The organism is Flagellimonas spongiicola (assembly GCF_023502425.1).
GTDB classification, from domain to species: domain Bacteria; phylum Bacteroidota; class Bacteroidia; order Flavobacteriales; family Flavobacteriaceae; genus Flagellimonas; species Flagellimonas spongiicola.
This window is the reverse complement of record NZ_JAMFMA010000001.1, coordinates 533,111-557,338: the sequence shown is the minus strand read 5'-3', so window position 1 is coordinate 557,338 and position 24,228 is coordinate 533,111. Positions and strand designations below refer to the sequence as shown.

Below are 24,228 nucleotides of genomic sequence, written 5' to 3'. Positions count from 1 at the left end.
CGGATTCACTATGCCATCGAAACTTGGAAGATACCTGCATCATTTATGGCAATCCGTGGTATACTGGAGTTTGGCCCTCGGCTTTTTTGCCATACTTAGGTACTATGGCGCTGACGGTAATTCTGCGGCCATCATAAATCCTAATTTAGATGAAAAATCGCCTATCCTACCGCATCTAAGTGTTTTGATGAGCATGGGAGCATGTCTTGGAGTACTGTATGCCTTAATTGAATGGTATTTTGAAAATTCTTTTCTAAGAAGGTTCACCCTTGGCCTGCACCTCATGCTGAAAACCATGGCTTACTTTATTAGCTCCATTATTATATTCACCATAGTTCTTAATATCACCTCTAACATTTTGCCGGTGGATTTCAATCTAGAGCGCGGGTGGTGGATAGCGAATAAAACAGTGTGGGTACTGCTGTTTTACATTTTCTTTGGTTCCTTGGTATTTTCATTTCTGAAAATGGCAAGTGAACGATTTGGAAAAAATATGTTCCTAAAAACTTTGGTCGGACGATTCAAATATCCACATGAACAGCATCGAATATTCATGTTTGCAGATTTAAAGGATGCTACGAGTTTGGCAGAAAGATTGGGGCATTTTCGCTATAGTCAACTCATTCAGGATTGTTTTGAAGATTTAAATCATATAGCGCCATTGTATGAGGCAGAAATTTATCAATATGTGGGAGACGAGGCAGTATTGACCTGGCCTTTTGAAAAAGGAGTTAGAAATAACAACTGTATCCATTTTTTCAGGGCGTTCCAAAAACAATTATCAATACGAGAATCATACTATCTGGAAAAATACGGGGCCTTGCCTATATTCAAAGCTGGTGTCCATGGAGGCAAATTAATTGTTGTGGAAGTGGGTCATGTAAAAAAAGAATTGGCATACCATGGGGATGTTATCAATACCGCTGCGAGAATCCAAGGCCAATGTAATCTAAACAATTCGGATTTCTTGATATCGGAAGAGTTATTGAAAAACTTGGATGATAGACTAAACGTCACCAAAATTGAAGAAAAAGTAACGTTAAAAGGGAAAGACAATAAGGTTGTTATTTATTCCATCAACAGAGAATAAAACGTACAAAAAAGGGAGTGGCATTACCACTCCCCTTCGCAATCAACACTCAACCTCTGTCCTACTTGGACAATTGCTTTACCATTTGCTTGGAAAAATCATTGGATGTTGTTCCCAAGGTCTCCGGATTATCTACTTCTGATGTTATAATTGTCAATAATTGTTCATCCTCCGGCATTGTCAAGTCATAAACCAAAGTCTCCAAAATGTATTTTTTATTGTTGGACGTTATGGTCTCTGATGGTCCTCCGTCCACATAAATGGTTCCGAAACCTCTATAAAAACTTCTGTGATATCCTCTTCTATGATAATGCACAGGAAATGTGTTTACCGAGTAAGTAGAACTGGACGTAACCGTAGTTGTGTATTCTTCAATGTCTCGCAAAGAGGTCAATACCACTACCTCATATCCTTGGTCTAGCAGGGAATTCCCAAGTTTTCTAAGCTCATTTACATTTCCTTCCTTAATGGGTTTTAGGTCGGGATACTTTGTGATACTCTCCGTAGCATTGAATCCCTTGCTGTTCAGTTGGGTCACCATGTCTTTTTCAAATCTTTCCCTGATGGTATTGTCTTCTGACTTGCTCACAACAAGAATGTCCTTGCTTTTGATATTGGAAGCATCTATATCCTTCCATGTGTCCGATACTTTTACCGTGGAACAGCTGAAAACTGTTCCTGTAAGTAATAAAAGGCCTAAAATTGTTTTATAGTTTCTCATCGCTATTTGTTTTTGGGTTTTAAATGAATAAAAATGTTTCTTCGTCTTTACTTCCATAAAGGGAGTTTAATTCTCTGTGCTGTCTTAGAATGCTGAAATTCTTGTCCAATTTCTCCATCCACTTTTCGATTAGGTATTTTCTTATTGTTTTCATTTTGATTTGTTTTTAATTTCTATACCAAAAGTACCTCTACAACCCCCATAAAAACTGAGAAAACTAGGTGTAACGGTGAATTCGGATAGTGAAGTGACCCAAACCGAAAGTGAAATGATTTATGCTCTTAACCGTTGGGTTTTGTATAGGGAACACCATAACTATTTTCCATTATTGGTTTTCAGCTATGATTGGGAATACGTCATTGAAAAGGCATAAAAAAAGGCTTTGCATTACTGCAAAGCCTTTTTTCTAAAAGTCCTGGTTTAATCACCAATTCTTTTTACGCTTTTTTTTCGAATCAAATTCATTGTGCTCATTACGGTCATCCCTACGTTCTCTTCTATCCTCTCTACTTTCTCTCACATCCTCACCAAGTTCTCGTTGGGTAGCAACCACATCTTGTTGCAAACTGTTTTGGAATTCAACCAAAAGTGCTTTTTGAGCAATGGCCTTTTCCATTTCAGAAGATCCGTAGGCGAATTGGTAATCCTTTAGTTTTTCAAGAATGGCGGCCTGTCGTTCAGCGCGATCTATCTGTTCCTGAAAATCACGGATATCATCCCTTCGGTCTCTACGATCATCTCGTGCATTGGCCTTGTCCCGTGCCAAATCACGCTCATCATCCCTACGGTCATATCTTCCTCTATCCGAGTCATCTCGATCTCTTCGTATTTCCCTTCGCTCTGACCGTACCTCGGAAGAGCTTTGTGCGATTTCCATTCGAGCTTTCTTGGCCTTTTCGCCACTCTGTCCTACCTCCCTGATCATATCCTTCACAATACTAGCTTTCAACTCATTGGATTTCTCCGGGTTTTTAGCTTCAAAAGCGGTGCTCAAAGCTGTTATTTTCACCTTAAAGGCCTCCAATTCCTTTATGTCACGTTCCAGGTTTTTCTTCCCTTCTGTTATTTGTTTGGTATTTTGAATGGCTTCTTTCACGTTCTGTGCCTGCAGCGTTACACCGCACATCAACACCAATCCTGATATAATAATCTTGGTTTTCATACTTAATTCTTTATAGTTTTTATGTTGTGGTTTCTTTAGATACATAAACAATTTCATAACCTACTTCATCCTCATTAAGATAAATCTTTTTATAAAGCACTCCGTTATCATCATATAGAATTTTTCTGTCAATCACCACTTCTTCAGCATCTTGAGGTAATTCTTTAATGATCCCTCCTAAAGGAGGTTTGGTAACTTCGTAATTTTCTTGATCGCCTCCATCGGATAATTCCACATAGTAAACTCCGGAATGATAAAAGTAAATTCGAGGGCCCACTACTACTCTGACATATCCTGATGGTAGCACGGCGATTCTAAATCCCGAAGGCGGTAATACCACAACGTAGTTGTCTCCATGTAGCATATAATAGATACCGGCATGGAAATAATAGTTAAATCCGCCAAAGTAAAACCTAGAATAGCCAACCGGAAGGGTTCTTACATATCTGCGGTGCTTTGGATACCTGTAATGGTGTCTACGTCCAATTGGTTGTGTCCTATAGCGATTGCTTCTGTAATGGTCCATACCTATTCGTTTATCCATCTTACGGTCCATGGTGCCTCTTTGTGCTTTAGCGTTTCGGCTTTGGGCCTCCAAATTATTTGGAAGAAGCATTAATGAGAACAATCCTAAAACGGTAATTAGCTGTTTTGTTTTCATGATTCCTTTTTTTGTCTGGGGTTAATCCCATTGATTTATGACACAAAAATATCCCACCTAAAAGGCCTGAATCATGAATAAAAAGGTGAAGTGTCCTTATTAAGGAATGAAGTCACCTTATTTGCATTTGAAGTATTATTGCTTTTGGAATTGAGCTGCTCCAATTTGCCCATTTCGGAGAATTACTATCGGAATTAAATCTCCTGTTTTGTAAGATGCCAATTTTTGCTTGATCAATGATCGGGAGTTCTTATCCTCAAATTTTATGCCCGCCACTTCCATGATAATATCACCGCCTAAAAGCAATTGATTGCCATTTATCACAGCTGGAATATACCCCCCTCGAAGCCCTAATTTACCGGCAGATCCTTTAGAAGAAATTGATATGACCAATAAGCCTGATTTTTGAGGCACGTTCAGAATCCGTGTCAACTCTTCATTTAAGAGCAAGGTTTCCATACCAGTCCAAGGACCGTTTGAGCTATCCATGAGATTTTTGACACTATTGGATGGTGCTACAAACCCAATACCGTCGAATCCACCAGAGGTTGTATAAATACTACTGGCAATACCTATTACTTCACCCTTCATATTGTAGAGAGGACCTCCGGAATTTCCCGGGTTAATCGCAGCGTCCGTCTGTAGGAACTCGATTTGCTCAAAATCATTGCTCAATTTATCCGGTATGTATCTACCACTTAAGATACCACGGGACAAGGACTGTTTAAAGCCGTGTGGAGCTCCAATCACAAATATATCTTCACCGATTTCAACCTTATCTGAATCCCCGATGGTTGCAATCTTTTTTTCCTTTAGCTCAAATGTTCCAGAAACTTTAATGATGGCAACATCTGACATGGGGTTAGATGCGATTACTTCCGCTGGGTAACTATCTCCGTCTAAAAAATCCACGGTTATGCTTTCTGCAGATTGGATCACATGGGCCGCCGTCCAAATCAAACCTTCCGAATTGACCAACACCCCTGAGCCTTGGGAAGCAGCCAAAGCCATTTGAAAAGAGCTCCCCTCGCCATCAGGCGCTACACTTTCCACATTGATGACCACCACCGCCGAACTCACCTTCTTATAAAGTTGTGCAAGATTTTGTGTATGGCCAATAAGGCAAAAAAGAATAATGGATAAGGATACAAGTCGCTTCATAAGCTATGATTAGTCCACCTCTTCAAGACGGGATTTGATGCTGTAAATAATGTCTTTATAATTTTCTTGATGTAATTCAAATTGTTTCTCTGTTAGCAACAATTTCAATTCAGAATTTTGCAGTACAACCAAAGAATCCATTTTACGCATGATTTGTAAGTTGGTATAAGACTGATCTTTGTCATTCAACCTACCAATTTTATAACCGTATTTGGTCAATATTGCGAAATATTGGTCGCTTGTTGTATCAGACATGGCCATAGGGCCTATTTTTTCATGAAACCAATACTGAAGATTGTCGCGTTCTTCCGAGGTATAAATCTCTACCTTAAGACTATCTATCTTTGAACTGGACTTCTTTTGCCCATGCACGCAAAAAGTGGTAATCAAGAATAGCGTAGTCATAAACTTAATTTTTCTCATATCCTAGTATTATTGGTTGACCCATGATTTGAATTCAGTAGCTTTTGCCTTGCTTATAACAATTCGCTCCTTTGCTGGCGGATTTGTCTGTAATATCAGTTTTCCATTGAAATAATATTTCAAGTTGGCAATTGCTTCCTTTTGTACAATGTACTGTCTATTTACTCTTTTGAACAATGATGGGTTCAATTCTGATTCTATATCCTCCAACTTTTCCTCGATCACATAGGGCTTATTAGCAAAGGTTATTGCTTTAACCACTCCTGTATCAATATAAAAGAAGGCAATATCCTCGGTTTTCACAGGTACCATTTCATCTTTATGATGTACCAAATAAGTAGCCTTGTAATGGGTTCCCTGGGATTGCATCATCTCCATAAAAGCTGTCATCTGCAACGGCATCGTACTTTGAACCTTACCCCTATCCTTGAATTTTTGCAAAGCTGTTTCCAGTTCGTCTTCCATTATGGGTTTCAATAAATAGTCAATACTGTTGACCTTGAATGCTTTTAAAGCGTACTGATCATATGCAGTAGTAAAGATTATTGGTATTGTGATTTTCACCTGATCGAAAATCTCAAAGGAAATCCCATCAGCTAAATGAATGTCCATAAACACTAATTCGGCATCGACCGATTGAGAAAAGTAGTTTATTGCTCCTTCGACTGAATCCAAAACACTGACAATCTCTATGTTTGGTTCCAAGTTCTTAAGCAAAAACGTCAAATTCTCGCTTGCCGTTACTTCATCTTCAACAATAACTACTTTCATCTTTTATCAAAAATTGGCAGTTCTACCCTAAAAATACCTTCTTTTTTCTTTATTCGGATATGATGACCCATCAACAAGTGGTAGCGCTTATCTAAATTGGAAAGTCCAACACCACCGCTTTGCACAAGTGATTTTCGTGGTCTTATTCTATTTTCAACTACCAAATTTTCAGTCGATGAAAACAAATTGATTTCCAGCGGATACTTATCTGAAATTTCATTATGCTTCACTGCATTTTCAACAAGCAATTGTAAAGCTAGTGGAGGGATTTGTTTGGGCATTAACTCATCATTGACCGTAATATTGAACGAGATTTTTTCACCATATCTTACCTTGATCAACTCCATATAACTTTTCAGAAACCGCAATTCCTCATGTACCGTAACCAAATCCAAATCGCCACTTTGAAGAATGTATCGGTATAGAAAGGAAAGGTTTTTGACAAATGTTGATGCCTTGTCATTATCTCGCACCAAAGCACTCAAAGAATTAAGTGAATTAAACAAAAAATGTGGATTCACCTGATTTTTTAGGGCTGAAAGTTCCTTTTGTAAGTTCTGTTGTTTTAATTCCGCATTCTCCAATATTTTATCATGTCGTGCTTTTTGGAGATTGATAATGCTCGAAATGAAAATCAAAATGATGGCAAGCAAAATAAATATGATTTCCACATATTTTGGAATCGTATCCCCTGGTCCCATTTCAACAACCTTAGGGTATAAAAATCGAAACAATTCTGTAATGGCCCAGACAAGTAGAATTGTAATTGCGTACACGCCAATTAGACGATACAATCGTTTTATCTCAGGAAATATACGATGACCATTTACATGGATTTCCAAGAGCAGCAAGGAAAATCCGAAATACACGGCAATACGCAACAAAATATCAGATAAGGTAACTCCAGAAAAGTAACCTGTCCCCATATCCACAACATTTAAATAGCCGACCAATCTGGGCAATACAACCAAAAAGGTGACCAAAAAGGAGACTTTTACCAATTGCAAGGTCCTAATTCCTGAATATGGGCTCATTGGGATGGATATTTTATTAAATATAGGCATGTTTACTATTTTTTGGAATCGGAAGAAGCCTTTAATAAAAAATTAAAGGCTTCAAGGACATCATCAATCAAATCATCTTCTTCTCACAACAATTGATCATCCTCCAATTCCATATATTCAATTTCATCAAGATTTAACTCCTCCTCATCTTCAACTTGAAAAAGTTGATCAAAATTGATATCGATGTCCATGTCCGGAATATTGTAATTTTCCAGCTGCTCATCTTCCTCCACTTCCAAGTATTCTATTTGATCCAGTGTGAGCTCTATTTCCTTGCTAATAAGGAATAACTCGTCAAAATTGATATCCAACTCTGGCTTAGGGATTTCGTTTTCTGGATCTATGTTAACCACCTGAACATTTTCTGTGGGCGTATTAAAATCGTCCACCTTAAAGTCATTTTTATTTCCCATCATCATAATTGAACTTATGATAGTTCCTGTTACGAAGATTGTGCTAAAAGTTTTCATATTATTTCGTTTTAATTGTTTCTGATTTACAGGACAAAACTAGAATGAGTCGTGTTGTCCAAATGGTTCAAATAAGGTGAAATGACCGATATGTACAGCGAAGTGACCGAATCGGATACTGAATTGAAAACGGGTTTTAAAACAGACTATGGCTGGTTTATTTAGTATCTTAGTTTGAGATAATCCCATATGCGCTACCCATGAAACTTAAACTGACTATTCTGTCCTTTTTACTTTTAGGATTACTAGGTTTTGGTCAAAGTAAAAAACAGTCTGGATTTTTAGATGACTATTCACTTTTACAAGATTCCAATGCCAACAAGACCATGTTGTCTTATGTGAGCAGCGATTTTGAAAGGGGCAAATACAAGCGATTTATGTTGGATGATATTACCATCCAATTTCATAAGAAGGCCAAAGGGGTGAAGATAAAAGTGGATAAATTGAAGGAACTAACGGATCTATTCAAGAATGAGATTATAAGTCAATTAGAACAGGAGTATGAATTGGTTGATACCCCTGCGGACGATGTTGCACTACTACAGATTGCCATTACCGATATTGTTCCAGGTAAGGTAATCAGCAATATTCTTCCCTTTTCAGTAGCTATAAATTCTGCTACCGGCCGTGGTAAAGGCGGTGCATCCTTGGAAATGAAAGTTGTTGATTCCCAAACGGGCCAATTGTTAGGTCAAGCCATGGACAATCGAAAAAACCGAGGTTATGTGGAGACCTTTAGTAAGTTTGGTAATGCAAGAGCCGTGTTTAAATATTGGGCGGAGCTCTTAAAAGAGCGTATTGATCATTATAAAAACCAGTAGGCAATACTGAAAACCACTTAGTTCAGTTTTGTGATCTTTAAATCCAGTTAATCAGGTTCTATTTAGTTATACCCCAATTGACCATTTTAAATCACTATTTTTTAATGTATTAGCTTTTGAAGTTGAGCCGAATTATTGGTATCTTATTTGGTCTCTATGAAAAAGTTGATTTACATACTACTTATATGCTGGTGCTCCGGCAAAAGTCAAGATTTGGACTTCAACAATTACCTATTGATCGGCGTGGAGCAAGCTGAGGATTTAACGGCCATTTACCTAGAGCCTTTATCCGAAGGACTAGCCTATGGACTTACGGGCGGTTGGTTCAATTCTGCTGTATCAAAAAAGAAATGGAGCATAGAACTTTCTTTGGTTTCCAATGGTTCCTTTATTCCAAGTGACCGATTGACTAAAGATATCAACATCAGTGAAATTCCGGATTTGGAAGTATTGGGTGGTGGAGATGTTGTTGCCATACCCACAATATTGGGCAGCAAAGAATCCAGTGTGACTTTGGTAACAACTGTAAATGACGAAATCGTCACTTTTGATGCTCCTACTGGCATAGGGCTAATTAACTTAAACCTTTTACCTACTGCATTTATCCAAGCAAATATTGGCATCCCAGGTGATTCTGAAGTAGCCCTTCGCTATTTTCCAAAAATAGGCATTTGTGATGTTACACTGGGAATGTTGGGTATGGCGTTTAAACACGATCTTTCACAATCCATTGGAATTTTAAAAGCAAGTCCTATTGCACTAGCAGCAATGGCCGGATTTACCAGATTGGATGCAGAATATAGTTTTCAAGCCGATGGTTTTGTAACCGGAAACAATCAATTGGCAGAAGGGTCACTAAATGCCTGGGTATTTGAATTGATGGCATCTACGAAAAATCCTATTTTCAATGTGTATGGAGGAATAGGATATGTGACCGGTAATGCTGACTATTCCTTAAAAGGCACCTATATAATACAAACACAAATGGAACCCCTTGTCTTTAATGACCCTTTTGATGTTCAAAATAGCGCAAGTGGATTAAGAGTGAATGTTGGCGGGAAAGTCCGCATGGGATGGTTCAATTTAAATTTGGGTTATACCTTCCAAGGCTTTAATAACTTATCACTTGGACTCAATTTTAACATTTACAATCCTAAAAATTAAAACATACCACCATGAAAATCAAAAACACCTTGACATACAGTTTGCTCTTTTGCCTCATATTTCTAATGAGTTGCGGTCCAGCAAAAATGAACTCTACTTGGACCAAAGACAATTATGTTAACCGCGACTATGGAAAAATTGCAGTTATTGGTATCAGTAAGAATTTAAATTCCCGTACGGTTTTTGAACAGGATGCTGTGAAACTATTGCGGGAAAATGGCATAAACGCCGTTGAAGGTATTGGACTTTTTCCGCCCACCGGAGGTGAAAAAATGAGAACCGCCAAGGAATACATCAAAATTATTAAAGAGCAAAACTTGGATGGTGTCCTGACCATGGCCTTGATAGATTCCCAGGAATCTGACCGTTACGAGCCCGGTGAAACCGTGTATATACCTTCTTACTATCGTGTTGGCAGATATATTGTTAGACGCTACAATACCATTGATACTCCAGGCTATTATCGCTCTTCCAAATCGTTTTTAATTGAAGCAGTCTTGTACAATGTAAAGGGTGAACTTGTTGAAGGAAAAGAAACCATGGTTTGGACAGGTCAATCGTCATTAGTGGATCCATCATCCGTAGCATCCGCTTCCAAAAGTTTTACCAAGCAAATGGTGAACCAATTACTGGGTGATGGGATTATTACTGTGGCACAATAAACGAATTGCTAACGGGCCACCCTTCCGGATGCGTCACCACCCATCAGTTTTTCAACTTCAGCGACAGTAACCAAATTGGCATCACCCTTAATCGTATGTTTTAAACAGGAAGCCGCCACGGCAAAATTCAGTGCGTTCTGATCATCCTCCGGATAGGTAAGCAATCCATAAATAAGGCCACCCATAAAAGAATCTCCTCCCCCAACTCTATCCACAATATGGGTAATCTGATATTCCGGGGATTTGAACATGGTTTCGCCATCATACAGCACGCCCGCCCAGGTGTTATGAGAGGCTGAAAGCGAACCACGTAGCGTAGTAATTACTTTTTTAGCCTTAGGAAAACGTTTCATCATCTGTTGACATACGGAAAGAAACGCTTCCGCTTTTACATGCTCTCCTTGCGTTGTAATGTCCAAACCTACAGGTTTGATTCCAAAGTGCTTTTCTGCATCCTCTTCATTTCCTAAAATGATATCGCAGTAGGATGTAAGTTCAGACATGATGGCCTCTCGATCACCTCCATATTTCCAAAGTTTTGCCCTATAATTTAAATCCGTGGAAATTGTGACACCCATTTCACTGGCAGTTTTAACAGCTTCCAAACAAGCATCCGCTGCTCCCTGTGAGATTGCAGGGGTAATTCCAGTCCAATGAAACCATTCCACGCCATCAAACACAGCCTTCCAATCGATCATACCTTGACCTATTTCTGCCATAGCGGAATGAGCACGATCATATACCACCTTACTTCCGCGGCTAACGGCACCTGTCTCCAGAAAGTAAATTCCCAGACGATCACCACCAAAAACAATTTTATCCGTGCCAACTCCGCGCTTTCGCATCTCCATCAAAGCACATTGACCGATATCATTATCTGGAAGTCGCGTAACAAAATCAACAGGCACTCCATAATTAGCCAATGAAACGGCAACATTGGATTCACCTCCGCCATAGATAACATCAAAACTATTGGTTTGGGAAAACCGTAAAAAACCAGGAGGTGCTAAACGAAGCATAATCTCCCCGAAGGTGACAACTTTTTTCATGTGGTTGGAATGGCTGTTTGACTTTTAAAATAGGACTTAAAAGTTACAATTTTCTCTCTTAAAAGCACAAGCCTTAAGCCTCGCAACTCGTACATTCCTTTTTCTGCTTAAATTTTTGGGCGGCATTCATACTATGCTGATAGTACAAAGATTTAAGGCCTAGCTTCCAAGCAGAAACATGTATTTTGTTGATATCCTTTGTGGGCATATCAGGATGAACAATGATATTTACAGATTGTCCTTGATCAATATGGTGTTGACGGGCAGCGGCCTGATAGACCACATCCAACTGATCAAGTTCGGAATACGTCTTAAAAACTGACTTCTCTTCTTCGGTTAAAAATTCCAAATGCTGTACCGATCCATCACGATCACGAATGCTTCGCCAAACCTCATCTGTATCTTGCCCCTTTTCTTCCAGCAAATCCATCAAAAATGGATTTTTGATCGTTACTTTGATCTTTGCAATGTCTTTCACGTAAATATTGGACCAAATTGGTTCGATACCCTGTGATACTTGACCGAGTATAAAGGCCGAAGAAGTCGTTGGTGCTATGGCATTAAGTGTTGCGTTACGTCTTCCATAACCTTCAAGAACCTTTGGTTCTCCAAAACGCTTTGCCAATTCTTCTGAAGCCTTATAAGATCGCTCTTTTATGGCTTTAAATATCTCATTGTTATAATTGTAAGCTTCTTGGCTATCAAACGGTATTCTTTTGGATTGCAATAAAGAATGCCATCCTAGAGCACCAAGACCTAAAGCCCTATTCTCTTTGGCAAAATTGTACGCTCTTTCCATGAAAAGGAATGTTTGTCTATCATCCCTATTTGATGAATCTCGATATACTTCAAGCTTTTCAATGAATTCAGTGATGACAGCATCCAAGAAATATACCATGGTTTCCACCGCATCTGTTTGCTTCCACTTATCATAATGCAACAAATTGATACTGGAAAGTACGCACACAAAGGACCAATCATCATTGGAGGGTAACATGATTTCCGTGCACAAATTGCTCGCGTAGATTTTGTGCTTTTTATCTTGATAAACATCTGCGCTGGCGTTATTCGCATTGTCCGTAAAGAACACATAAGGATACCCCATTTCTCCACGACATTGCAACACTTTTGCCCAAATGGTACGTTTATCCACGTCTCCATCAATCATTTCCTGCATCCATTCATTGGTAACCGTCACGCCATGTGTCAATTGTTGGATTGGATTCCCTTCTGTTCCAATTTCAAGGAATTCCATAATATCTGGATGTTCAATAGGCAAATACGGTGAAAAGCGCCCTCTTCTTACTGAACCTTGGCTTACCACGTCCACCATCGATTCGAACAACTGCATAATATGCACCGCACCAGAAGCTTCGCCATTGTTTTTAACGGGTGCCCCTCTATGTCTTATTTTTCCAAAGTAACCAGAAGTACCTCCACCCAGCTTTGACATCATTCCAACTTCAGACTGGGTGTAAAGGATATTCCCCATGTCATCATCAATATGGGAACCAAAACAACTGATTGGAAGTCCACGTTCTTTTCCGAAGTTGGACCACACTGGAGAAGCCAATGAGAAAAAACCTTCGGACATATAATTGTAAAACTTGTCCGCGTAACCCGGTAGTTGTAGAATATGTTCAGCCCTTTCCGCTATTTCCCGGATTCTACCCTCTGGAGTGGCACCATCGGTCAAATATCCAGACCCCAAGAATTTCCTACTGTGATCATTTAACCATTTAAAGCCTTCCTGTGGTTTCGTTTTTAAGTTATCAAGTCCTTCTTTTCTAGCATTAACTAAATCTTGTGAGGTTGAAGTTTTGGTTTCGGTTTGGGTATTCAGGTTCTCGAAGGTTTTGTTTTCCATATCTTAAAAAAGGTCGTCGCTGGTTATACTTTGTGTTCTTTTGCTATAGTTAATTGATCGTTTTACGAAGAAATCGCCATGTTTGGTCCCAATAATCTCATCATCGAACCATTCTGTTTGCTTGAGTAACTCTTGATCGACTTCAAACATTTTTGCAATACCAATACTTTCCAAGGAATTGTTGAATCTGTTTTTGATAAACGCATTGACCACAGCTTTTGGCAAGAAGTCGAGTTCACCATCCTCAAAAATCCAATCCACAATCTTACTTTCGGCCTTAAAGGCATCCTCACATAATTGCTGAATGGTTTTTTGGTATTCATCATCGAACCAATTAGGGTTCTCTTTTTTGATGATGTTTATTACATCAATTCCAAAGTCCCCGTGAATTTGTTCTTCCTTGGAAGTAGCTTCCACTACATTGGATATGCCCTTGAACATATTTTTATGCTTATTGAATGCCATGATGATCAAGAACTGTGAAAACAAGGATACATGTTCAATGAACAATGAGAACAACAGAATTGATTCTGCATATTCCTTGTTGTCTTCGCTCTTCGCATTTTTCAAGGCGGTTTCCAGGTATTGTACCCGTTTCATTATCACGGGCTTTTTCTTTAAGGTCTCAAATTCTTTGTTCAAGCCTAGAATTTCCAATAAATGGGAATATGCATCGTGATGTCTTACCTCACTTTCCGCAAAGGTGGCACCTACGGAACCAATCTCTGGTTTTGGCATTCTATGATAGATGTCCCCCCAAAACGTCTTTACCGCCACCTCAATTTGGGAAATGGCAAGCATGGTGTTTTTAATAGCTGTGCGCTCAACACTTGTAAGCCTAGATTTGAAATCTTGGATATCACTAGTAAAATTAAATTCGGTATGAATCCAATACGAGTGCCTTATCGCTGGGACGTATTCATATAATTGTGGGTATTCGTAAGGCTTTAAATTAATACGCTTTTCAAAGATGTTGGATTGTCTGTCTTGCGCTTGTTTGTTCCTATAAATGATATATGCCTTGGCCACATCTTGGAACTCACTCTGCATCAATTTGGTCTCAACAATATCCTGTACTTCTTCTACTGTTGGTACGTAACCCGAATCCAAAACCTTTCGCTCCAAAAGGGCTTTATGTACATTGTTCGCAATAGCTTGAGCATCCACCATTTGACCATGTTCAACAGCCGTCATTGCCTTTAAAACAGCGTTGGTAATCTTATAAAGCTCGAAGGGTTTTGTACTAAAATCCCTTTTAGTGATATGGGTAATCTCCATGAAGAAAATGAATTTAGGTTGGAATCGCTTTTAAAGCTTACTGTAAAATTCACATTTTCTTTACATTGATTTTACGACCGACCAAATGTGTTCTTCACAATCTTATCAACAGCACCAGAAAGGTCAGCTTTCCCCGTATAAAACATTGATTTCCAATTATTTGAAAATTTTCCTATTAAAGAGCTTATCGCTGTTCAATGGTGTAGGAAAATTGGTGAAACAAGCGAATTAATCGCTGTTTTTAAGGGAGTTTAGAGCGATTTTCATTAGATTTTCAACACTTGAAATTAACACTAAATAAAAAAGGTGCTGAGTTTGTTCGACACCTTTTTTCATTTCAATTCATCATCAATTTGAAAATTAAATTGAAAAAGTTTTTGTTTTGACGACTTTGTTAACACAGCCATCAAAACTTGTTATCCTTGCTTTGGCCTGAAGACATTTATTTCATCCGAATTAGGCTCCAAATAAGGCCCTTCAATCAAATCAATACAATATGGGATTGCAGGAAATATAGCTTCTAAGCACTCTTGTATTGCCTTTGGTTTGCCTGGAAGGTTTACGATCAATGCCTTACCCCTTATTCCTGCGGTTTGACGAGAGAGAATCGCGGTTGGCACATATTGTAAACTCACTTGTCGCATCTGCTCTCCAAATCCAGGTAGCATCTTATCACAGACGGCTATGGTTGCTTCAGGTGTAACATCCCTAACTGCAGGTCCCGTACCTCCAGTTGTGACAATCAAGCAACACCCTACTTCGTCCGCCATTCGTATCATTTCTTTTTCCAATTGGTCCTGCTCGTCTGGAATTACGGCATACTCCGAATCCCAAGGACTTACCAACCATAGATTAAGTAGTCTTTTGACTTCCTTGCCGGGTATATCCTCATACTCCCCTCGACTTGCGCGGTCCGACACATTGATTATTCCAATTTTAGCATGCTCCACTTTCCCTTAGATTTAATTATTACAAGCTTATTTCTTTTAAACTCCAATTTTTAAAGCTTGACGAAATTAAACGCTTTGTATTTTTTAATAGCAGCAAATACTGTTAAGTTTTTCGGAATAAAAAAAGCACTGTTTACGAACGGTGCTTTTTTCTAAAATTGAAGGGTTATCGTCGGGATGACTGGATTCACTACGTGCATCCAGAGCAAAGGATTGTTGCAAATTATAGCAAAGCTATAATTGTATCTAAAAGCGAAAGGTTTCCTTAAGAAAGTGAACTTTCTACGAAAACCTTCAACGCTTTAGCTTGTCGGGATGACTGGATTCGAACCAGCGACCACACGCACCCCATGCGTGTACGCTACCAGACTGCGCCACATCCCGAAATCGGAATGCAAAAATATAAATTAATATGAAACCTCATTTCCAAAACGCAACTATTTTGGAAGCTTGCTGTTTAGCTAATTTGAGGCTTATCTGTATAGCGTAAAGTGCCCAACATATTGTTGTTTTTCACGATCATTTGCAAAAACAACATACCAATAATCACCTGTTGGAAGTGGGTGACCTTCATAGGTTCCATCCCATTTTTTAACCTGATTCAATCGTGCTACTACTCGCCCATATCGGTCGTAAATTATCACATCTATATTTGGGAAGAATTCTCTGTTTCTAGGATACCAATTGTCATTCATTCCGTCCCCGTCAGGTGTAAAGAATGGAGGCATCTCCGGCATTCCCTCAAAATTGAAAGGCATGATTAAATTGGCCATACATCCATATCTGTCCCGAACCATTACGCTGATATTGGCATCATGTGTAATCGTAAACGTATTGGTTTCACCATAGGACTCTCCTTGGAAGAAAAACTCATAATCCCCAAAGCCCCCATTGGCAACCGCAGTGATTTCCGTTGGGCCAGTTTTCATCACGTCCAAGGTTAATGGCTCGTAAGCATCAATTTCAAATTCAACAAAGGTGACACAACCGTTTTCATGATAAATATAAACTGTATGTTCTCCTGGTGGCAGATCTCCAAACACACGCTGCTCCGTAGCTAAATTGATATCGTCAACATCCAACGCAAACAAGAGTCTATCCAATAGTGATTCATTTGCAATGGCTACAGTTGCTGTACTATTGGGGAAAATCCCCTCACAACCGTATTCCACAATAGGTTCGGCCATAAGTTCTATTCCAAGACCAATATCCGCGGTTACATTTGTTTGGCAACCGTTGGCATCACGCACAAAGATCACATAGGTTTCTCCTCCCGTTAATCCATCAAAGAACATGGTATCGTTTTGTACGAAGTCCACATCATCTGCAGAATTTACACTGGTGTAATATGGAGCAGTACCTCCGGTAACTTCCAAGGTCAACGTACCATCCATATCCCCCAAACAAACTTCAGGGGTGGTTGATGCTACACCAGCCAATAATTCCATAGGTTGTGTAATCTCAACCGTTCTTGTAATGGTACATCCCAAATCATCTTGGATAATAACGTCATAGGTTCTAGGTGAAAGATCATTGAACGTTTTCCTATTTGGATTAGCAGGGTCGTCCCCTTCAAAGAATTCACTTAGCGTATCCGATATCGAATAACGAATATCTCCAGTACCTCCACTCGCTTCAATTATGATCTGTCCATTAGTGTCGCCATAACAAGCCACTGGAACCGCCTCTAAATACTCGAGCACCAACGGCGGTTTCGGTTCTATAATGATGGGGTCGGAAATTGCCTCACACCCCCCACTCTGGGCATAAACATAATACGTTCCAGGAAGCAAATCCCTGAAAATACCAGAGCTTTGAGCTGATCTAACCGTAGTTGCAGGTGTTGGGTTTGGAGGTGTATTTGAATTCAATAAGGTATACACATAGCTGCCAATACCTCCAAAAGCTTCGGAACGAATAATTCCTGTTGCTTCACCGGCACAATTTATCGTTGCATTTGTCAAATCCAAGGCAATCACCAGAGGTGCAGCTGGATCCAAGGAAATCTGATTAGATCGTTCAAACGGGCATCCGTTGGAATTCTGTACATCATATTGGAATGGTCCAGGATCCAAGGTGATATCAGCAGTAATTTCCACACTTGTCATTCCAGCACCAAACGGCGTGAAAGGATCCGCTGTACCTGATCTGCGATAGAAATAATCCACCCCAATTTCCGGATTCGACACTGTCAATTGCATTCGACCCAAATCTCCGCATCCTGGAGGTTGTAATTCCACTAATTCAGTGATTACGATTTCAGGGTCTTGAACTGTAATCGGAACGGTTGTAAAACTACAATTCCATCCATCAAAAATGGTGATCGTATATTCTCCAGCAGAAAGATTGGCAAAGGTTGGTGTAGTCTGTAAACCACTATTGGTTCCATCAGTAATCCGGTTTAATTGATACAAGTAGTTACCTGGTCCCTGACCTCCTGCCATATTATGGGCTTCTATTATTCCGTCATTATCATTGTTACAACGAAGTGGTTGAACTACTTGAATATTTGCCGTAATAGGAGTAGGTAATGGTAAATTTATCGTGGTACTTTCTTCACACCCTCTCAAATCCCTAATGTTCACTGTATAAGTTCCTGTTGATAAGCCTGGAAAAACCGGATTGGTATTTGGATAATCCACAAGCACAGTTGTTCCATCTGGTGCTATCAATTGATATTCATACGTACCCCATCCGCCATCACCAGTAGCTGTTATTTCGCCAAAACCAGGTACATTACAAGTTACTTCAGTCGTTTGAATGGCAACAACATCCAAAGGTCGGTCTGGTGATCTAACCGTTGTCACATTACTTACGACATCACAAAACGGCGTATCCAACGCTTCTACGTGTACAATCAAATTACCGGCGGGCAATCCTGTTATGATTTCTGGCGTATTTATTGGGGCGGTGGTATCAAAACTTCCTGTTACACCTGTAGATGTTTCCACACCTGCATTATCCCTAGAGAAGACCTCATAATTGTAAGCTCCACTATAATTATTGATCGTTATGCTTATTTCACCATCATTCCCATTAAAACATGTTACTGGACGCACCTCTGCGATAACCGCTTCAATTGTATTGTACTCCGGCATATTTATGGTGGTCGTTAAATACGAACATCCTCCATTCCCAATATCAGTAACGGCGAAGATGTAATCACCAGGTGTTGCAATATCCCATACCACACGATCAGTACCTGAAGAACTGCGAGCAGGTTCCGAACCTAATGGAAGAATTTCAACTTCATAATTACCCGGTCCTTCGTTAACAATGATCTCAATATAACCAGGACTTACTCCCACACCAGTGGCATCACAGCTAATTGGTCCAACATCATAGTTAAATGTTATATCCGTCGGGGTATTAATGTTAACCGTGGTTGATTCTTCACATCCATTTTGATCCCGAGCCGTCAAAATGAAGGATTGATTGGTACCATTATCAATAACTTCAAATACATTGCTGGTTTGGAAATTAGTACCATCAAACTGTGGTGTACCATCATTTAAACTGTAGGTATACGGACCAGTTCCTGTTAATGCCCCGGTTCCATCGCCGTTGGTATCGGTATAAACCGTAATTGTTGCTGTACTAAATTGATTACTTGATGGATTACAGCTGAATTCTGTATGGATTGCATCGACCTGTAACACTGTGGGCTCATCAATAATAACATTTCCCGAACGATCTGAACAACCCCTATCCGATACAACCTCAACTTGGTAAGTATCCGCAGTAAGGTTATCAAAAATCGGTGACGCTTGCGGACCTGCCAAAATTGTAGAACTGGCACCATCATACAGAATGTAATTAATAGGTGTATCCGTATCACTACCAGGTTGAAGCTCTATAGCAATTGTACCATCAGCAGCTCCGTTACAGGTAATGTTAGTACTTGGGGTAGCTGTAATCACTGGTGTATTCACAGTGGAAACATTCACTAGTGCTTCATCAGAACATAGCGGGGCCGTGTTCGAATTTAAATCGGTAACCAAAATGTTATAATCCCCTGGCAGAACATTGGTAAAGATATTTGAGTTTTGAGGTGGTCCAATGTTCGCTAGTGTTCCGGCATCCCTTAGCTGAAATTCAAAAACTCCGCTACCACCGGTGGTATTTACCGTGATTTCACCATCCCCTGCATTACATGTTGGAAAAGAAGTTGCATCCGCAGTAATGGCAAAGAAATCAAATACATCAGCAGTCACTGTATTGGTACATCCATTACCATCTCGTACGGTAATCACGTAACTACCTGGGTTGGGCACCACAAAATTCACACTGGTCTGAAAACCGCTTCCAATATCATACATAAATGTATCTTCCGGCAATCCTGACCCTGTGGTTAAAGGTGAGGTAACCTCTATTTGATATCCGCTGGTAGCTGTGCACTGATTCGTGACATCAATTGTTGGATTTGGCACACCAGGTTCCTGTGATACCGTTGCCATCACCATGGCTGTACAACCGTTTACATCTTGTACGTAAAAATCATAGTTCGAGGGATAAGGTCCTGGAATCTCGAAAGTGGTATCCGGACTGAATACCGTTGGAGGTACGGCACCTGAAGGAACGTATGCGTAGTTGAATGGTGTTGCTGAACCGATACCTCTTACAGACACAAATGCATTGGATGTACATGTCGCTTGAACATTACTATCTATAACAATGGAAGGAGAACTAAATCCTATGAAAACCAATGTGCTTCCAGTACAACCTGTAGCATTATCGGTAACCAAAATTTGATAATTACCAGGTGCCAATCCTGTAAATGTGTCGTTAAATGGAATTATAGCTGTTGGGTGATTGGTAGGTCCATTAATCGTGGTACCCGAATCTGTGTTTTCAAGTGTTACCGTGATATTAGCAGGGCTGGCTATACCAGTAACTTCATAATCTATTGCGCCACTACCCGCTACATTACAGGAGGCCGTAGTTGCTGTTGCTGAAACCGTTACAGGGCTTGGCGCTGTAATTGGATCAATTTCCTCAATATAAATACAGCCCAGGTTGTCCCTTACTTCAACAAAATAGGTCACACCAAAAGTCACTACAGCAGAAAAGTCGTGAATGTCCACACCGTTTACATTGGCAGGAACAAAAGTTGGGTCGCCTACCAATCGAAATTCGTATGGCGCAGTTCCTCCAGTTGCCTGTACTCGATATGAAATAAAAGCATCCGTACATAGTGCAGGTGGTGGATCCAAAGGAATTAGATCCAATACATTCTGGTCTATTACCACATCATCCCTGTCCTCGCAACCCTGCGCATCTGTGGTAACGACCGTATAATTACCTAAAGGTAAATTTGGGAAATTCACGGTTGTACTTCCAGTTCCCATAGAGGAAGCCACTAAATTCCCAGCAACGTCAAGCAAAACGTAGTCAAAAGGTGCTACACCATTATTAATGGTTGTGGATACTGAACCATTTACCGCACCGGCTGAACAGACTGCAGGTGTTGGCGTTGCGGTGGCATCTAAAGCTGCACTAGCTGCAATAGTGACGCTATAAGCTGGACTTATACAGCCCCTACTATCCCGAATCACAAAACCACCATGGGTGCCTGCTCCATAACCACCAAAAATGTTCCCGGATACAAATGTTGCTCCGTTGTCATTACTAAATTCATATGGAGGCACACCTTGAGTGGTATCAGGAATCAATTCGACAATACCGCTGGTATTGTCACCACATTGGGTATCGGTTCCAACAACAGAACCAGCAATTGTTTCTGGGGGTGAAATGGTCACCACATTGGATTCTGTCGTACAACCTTGACTATCAGTTATCAAAAACTGGAATGTGGTATCTACAATAATGGAACCATCATTGGGAATGTTATAGACAAATGAATTGCCTGTTATGTTGTTACTATCTGATGTATATGGTGCACCGTTGATACTGACTTCATAAATATCGTAATTTCCTCCAGAGGTATATCCATTACCGATATTGACCTGTATTTGCGCCGGAGGTCCTGCACAATCAAGCTCCTGGATGGTAGTAGCATTTGCAATAACCTGCGGTTCAATTGTGGCTGTTACCGTATCTCTACAATCATTGGCATCAATTACTTCAATAGTATAATTGCCAGGTGTAAGACCAGAAAATGTATTACTGGCACCAAGTGCCCCGCCATTAATACGATATTGGTAAGGTGCGGTGCCTAAAGTCGTACTTACCACCAAAGTCGCCGCCGTAAAATTATCATAACAGAAATCCGATGCTCCGGTATCCAATGTCAGTGTTGGCGCTTCCAATGCCGTAAGGTTAAAACTATCCGTAACGGTACAGCCATTGGCATCTGTCACACTTACTTGATACAAACCTTCTTGTGATAAATTTGAAAACACACTACCATTCCTTGGGCCGCGCGTAGATCCATCAGGTTGGCTCAAGGTGTATCGGTTACCGCCCCAACCTCCAACGGTATTAACTCTAACAGCACCAATATTTCCATTTTGGCAGCTCATTGCGGTCACATCTAAACTTGCTATGGCAAAAGCCGTGGAAGGTTCCTCAATCACCAAAGTAGAAGTATCCGTACAATTGGTGTCTTCGTCTGTTACGGAAATCACATAACTACCTGCTGATAAACCGGTAACTGGTATTATCCCTGCATTCTGACCGGTAAAAACTGTTCCTCCGTCAATACTATAACTATATGTCGTACCAAAACCGTCAACTAGAAAACGTCCTTCTCCATCTGCATCTCCAACACAAGTAACTACACGAGTTTGTTGGGCTTGTACCCCAATTGAACTGATATCTGTAATCGCATAGTTCTCATCATAACTACAACCTTCATTGTCCGTTACCCTAAACGTGTATGTCCCTAATCCAAGGCCAGTAAATGTATCATTCGTGCCATTATTTACCGCACTTGCAGCCGGGGCAATGATTTCATAGGTATATGGTCCTGTTCCTCCAGTAACGACTAAACCAACTGCAGCCGTAGTGGAAATACAATCCAAACTAGATATTGTAAATGCCAAATCCGTAGGCTTATTCAACGTGTTGAAAACAATGGCTGGGAGTGTTTGTACACAACCATTGGCATCTCTTACCAATGGGGTATATGACCCAACACCTAAATTGCTGAACACAGCTCCTGATCCAAAACCTGCTCCAATACTATACTCATAAGGTGCTGTTCCTCCGGAGACCCCGGATATGGTAATTTGCCCTCCATTTTCATTAAGGCAGGTTGGCGCTGAATCAGCTGTTGCCGTTGCATTGATAACCGTTGGCGTACCTACTGTAGTATTTTGAGGTGTAGTGGTGCAGCTAAAGGAGTCCTGCTCATATCTTAATACAATATCATACGATCCTGGTGCTAAATTGGAAAATACATTACTGACTTGATAATTTGTACCATTATCAATACTATACTCAATTTCATAACCGAAACCATTGGTTACATTAACTGTTATCCGACCATCATTGACACCGCCACAATTGGCATCCTCTGGAGTAATATTGAAAATAGGAGGTGGAATGTTAGGAACATCTACTGATGCACCTCTTTGACATCCATTGGCATCCTCTACCAATATAGCATATGCAGCTGCAGAACTTACTGTAAATGTAGCGCTTCCGGAATACGGAGCACTGAAAGCACCACCATCCACACTAAAACGGTATGGAGCGGTTCCTCCTGATGTAGTTAGATTCACATCGACAGAAGTCGCGCCACAACCAAAACTATCGGAAGCAGTTGCTGACACATCCAATGGACTAATCCCATTTCCAATTTCTATTAAGGCCCCTGAGGTATCCGTGGTAACTGTTTCCGAACAATCATTGGTATCTACTCTAATGGTATATATTCCTGGACTTACATTTGCAAAGGTGTAGGAATCGGCGCCATTGGGACCAAACGTATCAACAGTAACACCATTTTTAATCAGTCGATAGGTATAAAATCCTGGTACGCCCGCCACTTGGACATCCACACTCCCCAATTCCCCGCTACAAAGAATATCGTTGGCTGTAACATCCACTGTAATGTCCAAATCATCCACAGTTACGGTATTGGAAGGGAAAACACAGGCACTGGCAGATACATTTTTCAATCGAACCCAAACCATATAATTGCCCGCTGTGGTAACATCAAAATATGGATCATCCTGATATGGTCCTGATGCTCCACTAATACTATATTCATAACCTGCCGGAACATTCGTCACCTCCACTCTTCCGGGGTTACCACAAATAATATCGTCTTTTATAAGCTGTGGATCTAAGGGATTTAAAGTGGATTTGAAATAAAAATACTGACCGGAATCCACACGTACTCTAAATTCGCCTGCTGTAGAAAGACTATAGGTCGCGGTAGTTCCAACGGTATTCCAAGTACAGGCAGCATTGATTGTAGGACAATCGTCAACAACAGTGGGCGCACAAGTGTTCGTATCCAATTGTTGCCATTCGTAGCTACTACCGGATAGACTCAATGATAAGGTTCTGATATCACTGGTACCACATAGGAAAAATTTTGCAAGTGTGCTACCATCATTTGGACACACCACTTCTTCATTAGCCCCTTGAATTATGGTCATGAACATGGGGCTCATCTCAAGCGCTGAAGAACGCTTTTCTTTTACCGATTCATTGGCAACTACCGTTTTGGTAGCATGGTCATCTTTTGTTCCCGAAACTGCACTGGAAAATCGGGTCAGAGCTTCTCTGACTTCCGTTTTTGCAAGCACTGTGGAACCAAATATTGATACAAACACCAACAGCACGGCATACAGCAAATGCCTTGTTTTCTGTGGGAGCATAGGTTAAGTCTTGTTATGGTAGAATACGTCAGATTTGGGGTCTTAATATTCTAGATCGTATTTTTCTAAACTTATATAATTCTCTTTATCTTTCGACTTTAGAAAGCCGTCGTTCGTCTATA

At 40.2% G+C, this 24,228-nt stretch carries 18 protein-coding genes and 1 tRNA gene; 4 read left to right on the top strand and 15 right to left on the bottom strand.

Annotation, left to right across the window (positions count from 1 at the left end; translation table 11 throughout):
- The first annotated feature begins 10 nt into the window (after positions 1-10).
- The gene (locus M3P19_RS02695; RefSeq protein ID WP_249656076.1) at positions 11-1,090 is read left to right on the top strand and encodes an adenylate/guanylate cyclase domain-containing protein; all 1,080 of its coding nucleotides are present in this window, start codon (positions 11-13) and stop codon (positions 1,088-1,090) included.
- A gap of 61 nt (positions 1,091-1,151) precedes the next feature.
- Here M3P19_RS02695 and M3P19_RS02690 read toward each other — a convergent pair whose 3' ends face one another.
- From M3P19_RS02690 to M3P19_RS02655, 9 genes are all read right to left on the bottom strand, one after another.
- Positions 1,152-1,811, bottom strand: coding sequence for a hypothetical protein (locus tag M3P19_RS02690; RefSeq protein ID WP_249656075.1), 660 nt, complete (start codon positions 1,809-1,811; stop codon positions 1,152-1,154).
- 19 nt (positions 1,812-1,830) lie between these two features.
- A complete protein-coding gene (locus tag M3P19_RS16895) occupies positions 1,831-1,965 on the bottom strand; it encodes a hypothetical protein (RefSeq protein WP_283777899.1) in 135 nt (44 codons plus the stop codon).
- Between the two features lie 270 nt (positions 1,966-2,235).
- Positions 2,236-2,973 (bottom strand): hypothetical protein, encoded by a 738-nt coding sequence (locus tag M3P19_RS02685; protein ID WP_249656074.1) that lies wholly within the window; start codon positions 2,971-2,973, stop codon positions 2,236-2,238.
- Positions 2,974-2,992: 19 nt separating this feature from the next.
- Positions 2,993-3,634, bottom strand: coding sequence for a DUF6515 family protein (locus M3P19_RS02680; protein WP_249656073.1), 642 nt, complete (start codon positions 3,632-3,634; stop codon positions 2,993-2,995).
- A 135-nt stretch (positions 3,635-3,769) separates the two neighbouring features.
- A complete protein-coding gene (locus M3P19_RS02675; protein WP_249656072.1) occupies positions 3,770-4,795 on the bottom strand; it encodes a S1C family serine protease in 1,026 nt (341 codons plus the stop codon).
- Positions 4,796-4,804: 9 nt separating this feature from the next.
- Positions 4,805-5,218 (bottom strand): hypothetical protein, encoded by a 414-nt coding sequence (locus tag M3P19_RS02670; RefSeq protein WP_249656071.1) that lies wholly within the window; start codon positions 5,216-5,218, stop codon positions 4,805-4,807.
- 9 nt (positions 5,219-5,227) lie between these two features.
- Positions 5,228-5,989 (bottom strand): LytR/AlgR family response regulator transcription factor, encoded by a 762-nt coding sequence (locus M3P19_RS02665; RefSeq protein ID WP_249656070.1) that lies wholly within the window; start codon positions 5,987-5,989, stop codon positions 5,228-5,230.
- Positions 5,986-7,023, bottom strand: a complete 1,038-nt coding sequence (locus M3P19_RS02660; RefSeq protein ID WP_249656069.1) for a sensor histidine kinase — start codon at positions 7,021-7,023, stop codon at positions 5,986-5,988. Before M3P19_RS02660 ends, M3P19_RS02665 begins: the two co-directional genes overlap by 4 nt.
- A 113-nt stretch (positions 7,024-7,136) precedes the next feature.
- Complete coding sequence (locus M3P19_RS02655; protein WP_249656068.1) at positions 7,137-7,523, bottom strand: hypothetical protein; 387 nt, start codon at positions 7,521-7,523, stop codon at positions 7,137-7,139.
- A 200-nt stretch (positions 7,524-7,723) separates the two neighbouring features.
- Here M3P19_RS02655 and M3P19_RS02650 point away from each other — a divergent pair, with 200 nt between their 5' ends.
- The 3 genes from M3P19_RS02650 (at position 7,724) to M3P19_RS02640 (ending at position 10,170) form a co-directional block, all read left to right on the top strand.
- Entirely contained in the window at positions 7,724-8,344 is a 621-nt protein-coding gene (locus tag M3P19_RS02650; protein ID WP_249656067.1) for a DUF3313 domain-containing protein, read from the top strand.
- 156 nt (positions 8,345-8,500) lie between these two features.
- Positions 8,501-9,508 carry a DUF6588 family protein gene (locus tag M3P19_RS02645; RefSeq protein ID WP_249656066.1) on the top strand — a complete coding sequence of 336 codons (1,008 nt, stop codon included), beginning with the start codon at positions 8,501-8,503 and terminating at the stop codon, positions 9,506-9,508.
- An 11-nt stretch (positions 9,509-9,519) separates the two neighbouring features.
- Positions 9,520-10,170, top strand: a complete 651-nt coding sequence (locus M3P19_RS02640; protein WP_249656065.1) for a hypothetical protein — start codon at positions 9,520-9,522, stop codon at positions 10,168-10,170.
- Between the two features lie 8 nt (positions 10,171-10,178).
- Here M3P19_RS02640 and M3P19_RS02635 read toward each other — a convergent pair whose 3' ends face one another.
- From M3P19_RS02635 to M3P19_RS02610, 6 genes are all read right to left on the bottom strand, one after another.
- Positions 10,179-11,219 (bottom strand): sugar kinase, encoded by a 1,041-nt coding sequence (locus tag M3P19_RS02635; protein WP_249656064.1) that lies wholly within the window; start codon positions 11,217-11,219, stop codon positions 10,179-10,181.
- A 73-nt stretch (positions 11,220-11,292) separates the two neighbouring features.
- Positions 11,293-13,086: a ribonucleoside-diphosphate reductase subunit alpha gene (locus tag M3P19_RS02630; RefSeq protein WP_249656063.1), complete on the bottom strand. Its 1,794-nt coding sequence runs from the start codon at positions 13,084-13,086 to the stop codon at positions 11,293-11,295.
- Positions 13,087-13,089: 3 nt separating this feature from the next.
- The gene (locus M3P19_RS02625; protein ID WP_249656062.1) at positions 13,090-14,364 is read right to left on the bottom strand and encodes a ribonucleotide-diphosphate reductase subunit beta; all 1,275 of its coding nucleotides are present in this window, start codon (positions 14,362-14,364) and stop codon (positions 13,090-13,092) included.
- A 416-nt stretch (positions 14,365-14,780) separates the two neighbouring features.
- Entirely contained in the window at positions 14,781-15,314 is a 534-nt protein-coding gene (gene mog / locus M3P19_RS02620; RefSeq protein ID WP_249656061.1) for a molybdopterin adenylyltransferase, read from the bottom strand.
- 310 nt (positions 15,315-15,624) lie between these two features.
- A tRNA-Pro gene (locus tag M3P19_RS02615) sits at positions 15,625-15,698 on the bottom strand.
- 89 nt (positions 15,699-15,787) lie between these two features.
- On the bottom strand, positions 15,788-24,106 hold the full coding sequence (locus M3P19_RS02610) for a T9SS type B sorting domain-containing protein (protein WP_249656060.1): 8,319 nt from the start codon (positions 24,104-24,106) through the stop codon (positions 15,788-15,790).
- Between the last annotated feature and the right edge of the window lie 122 nt (positions 24,107-24,228).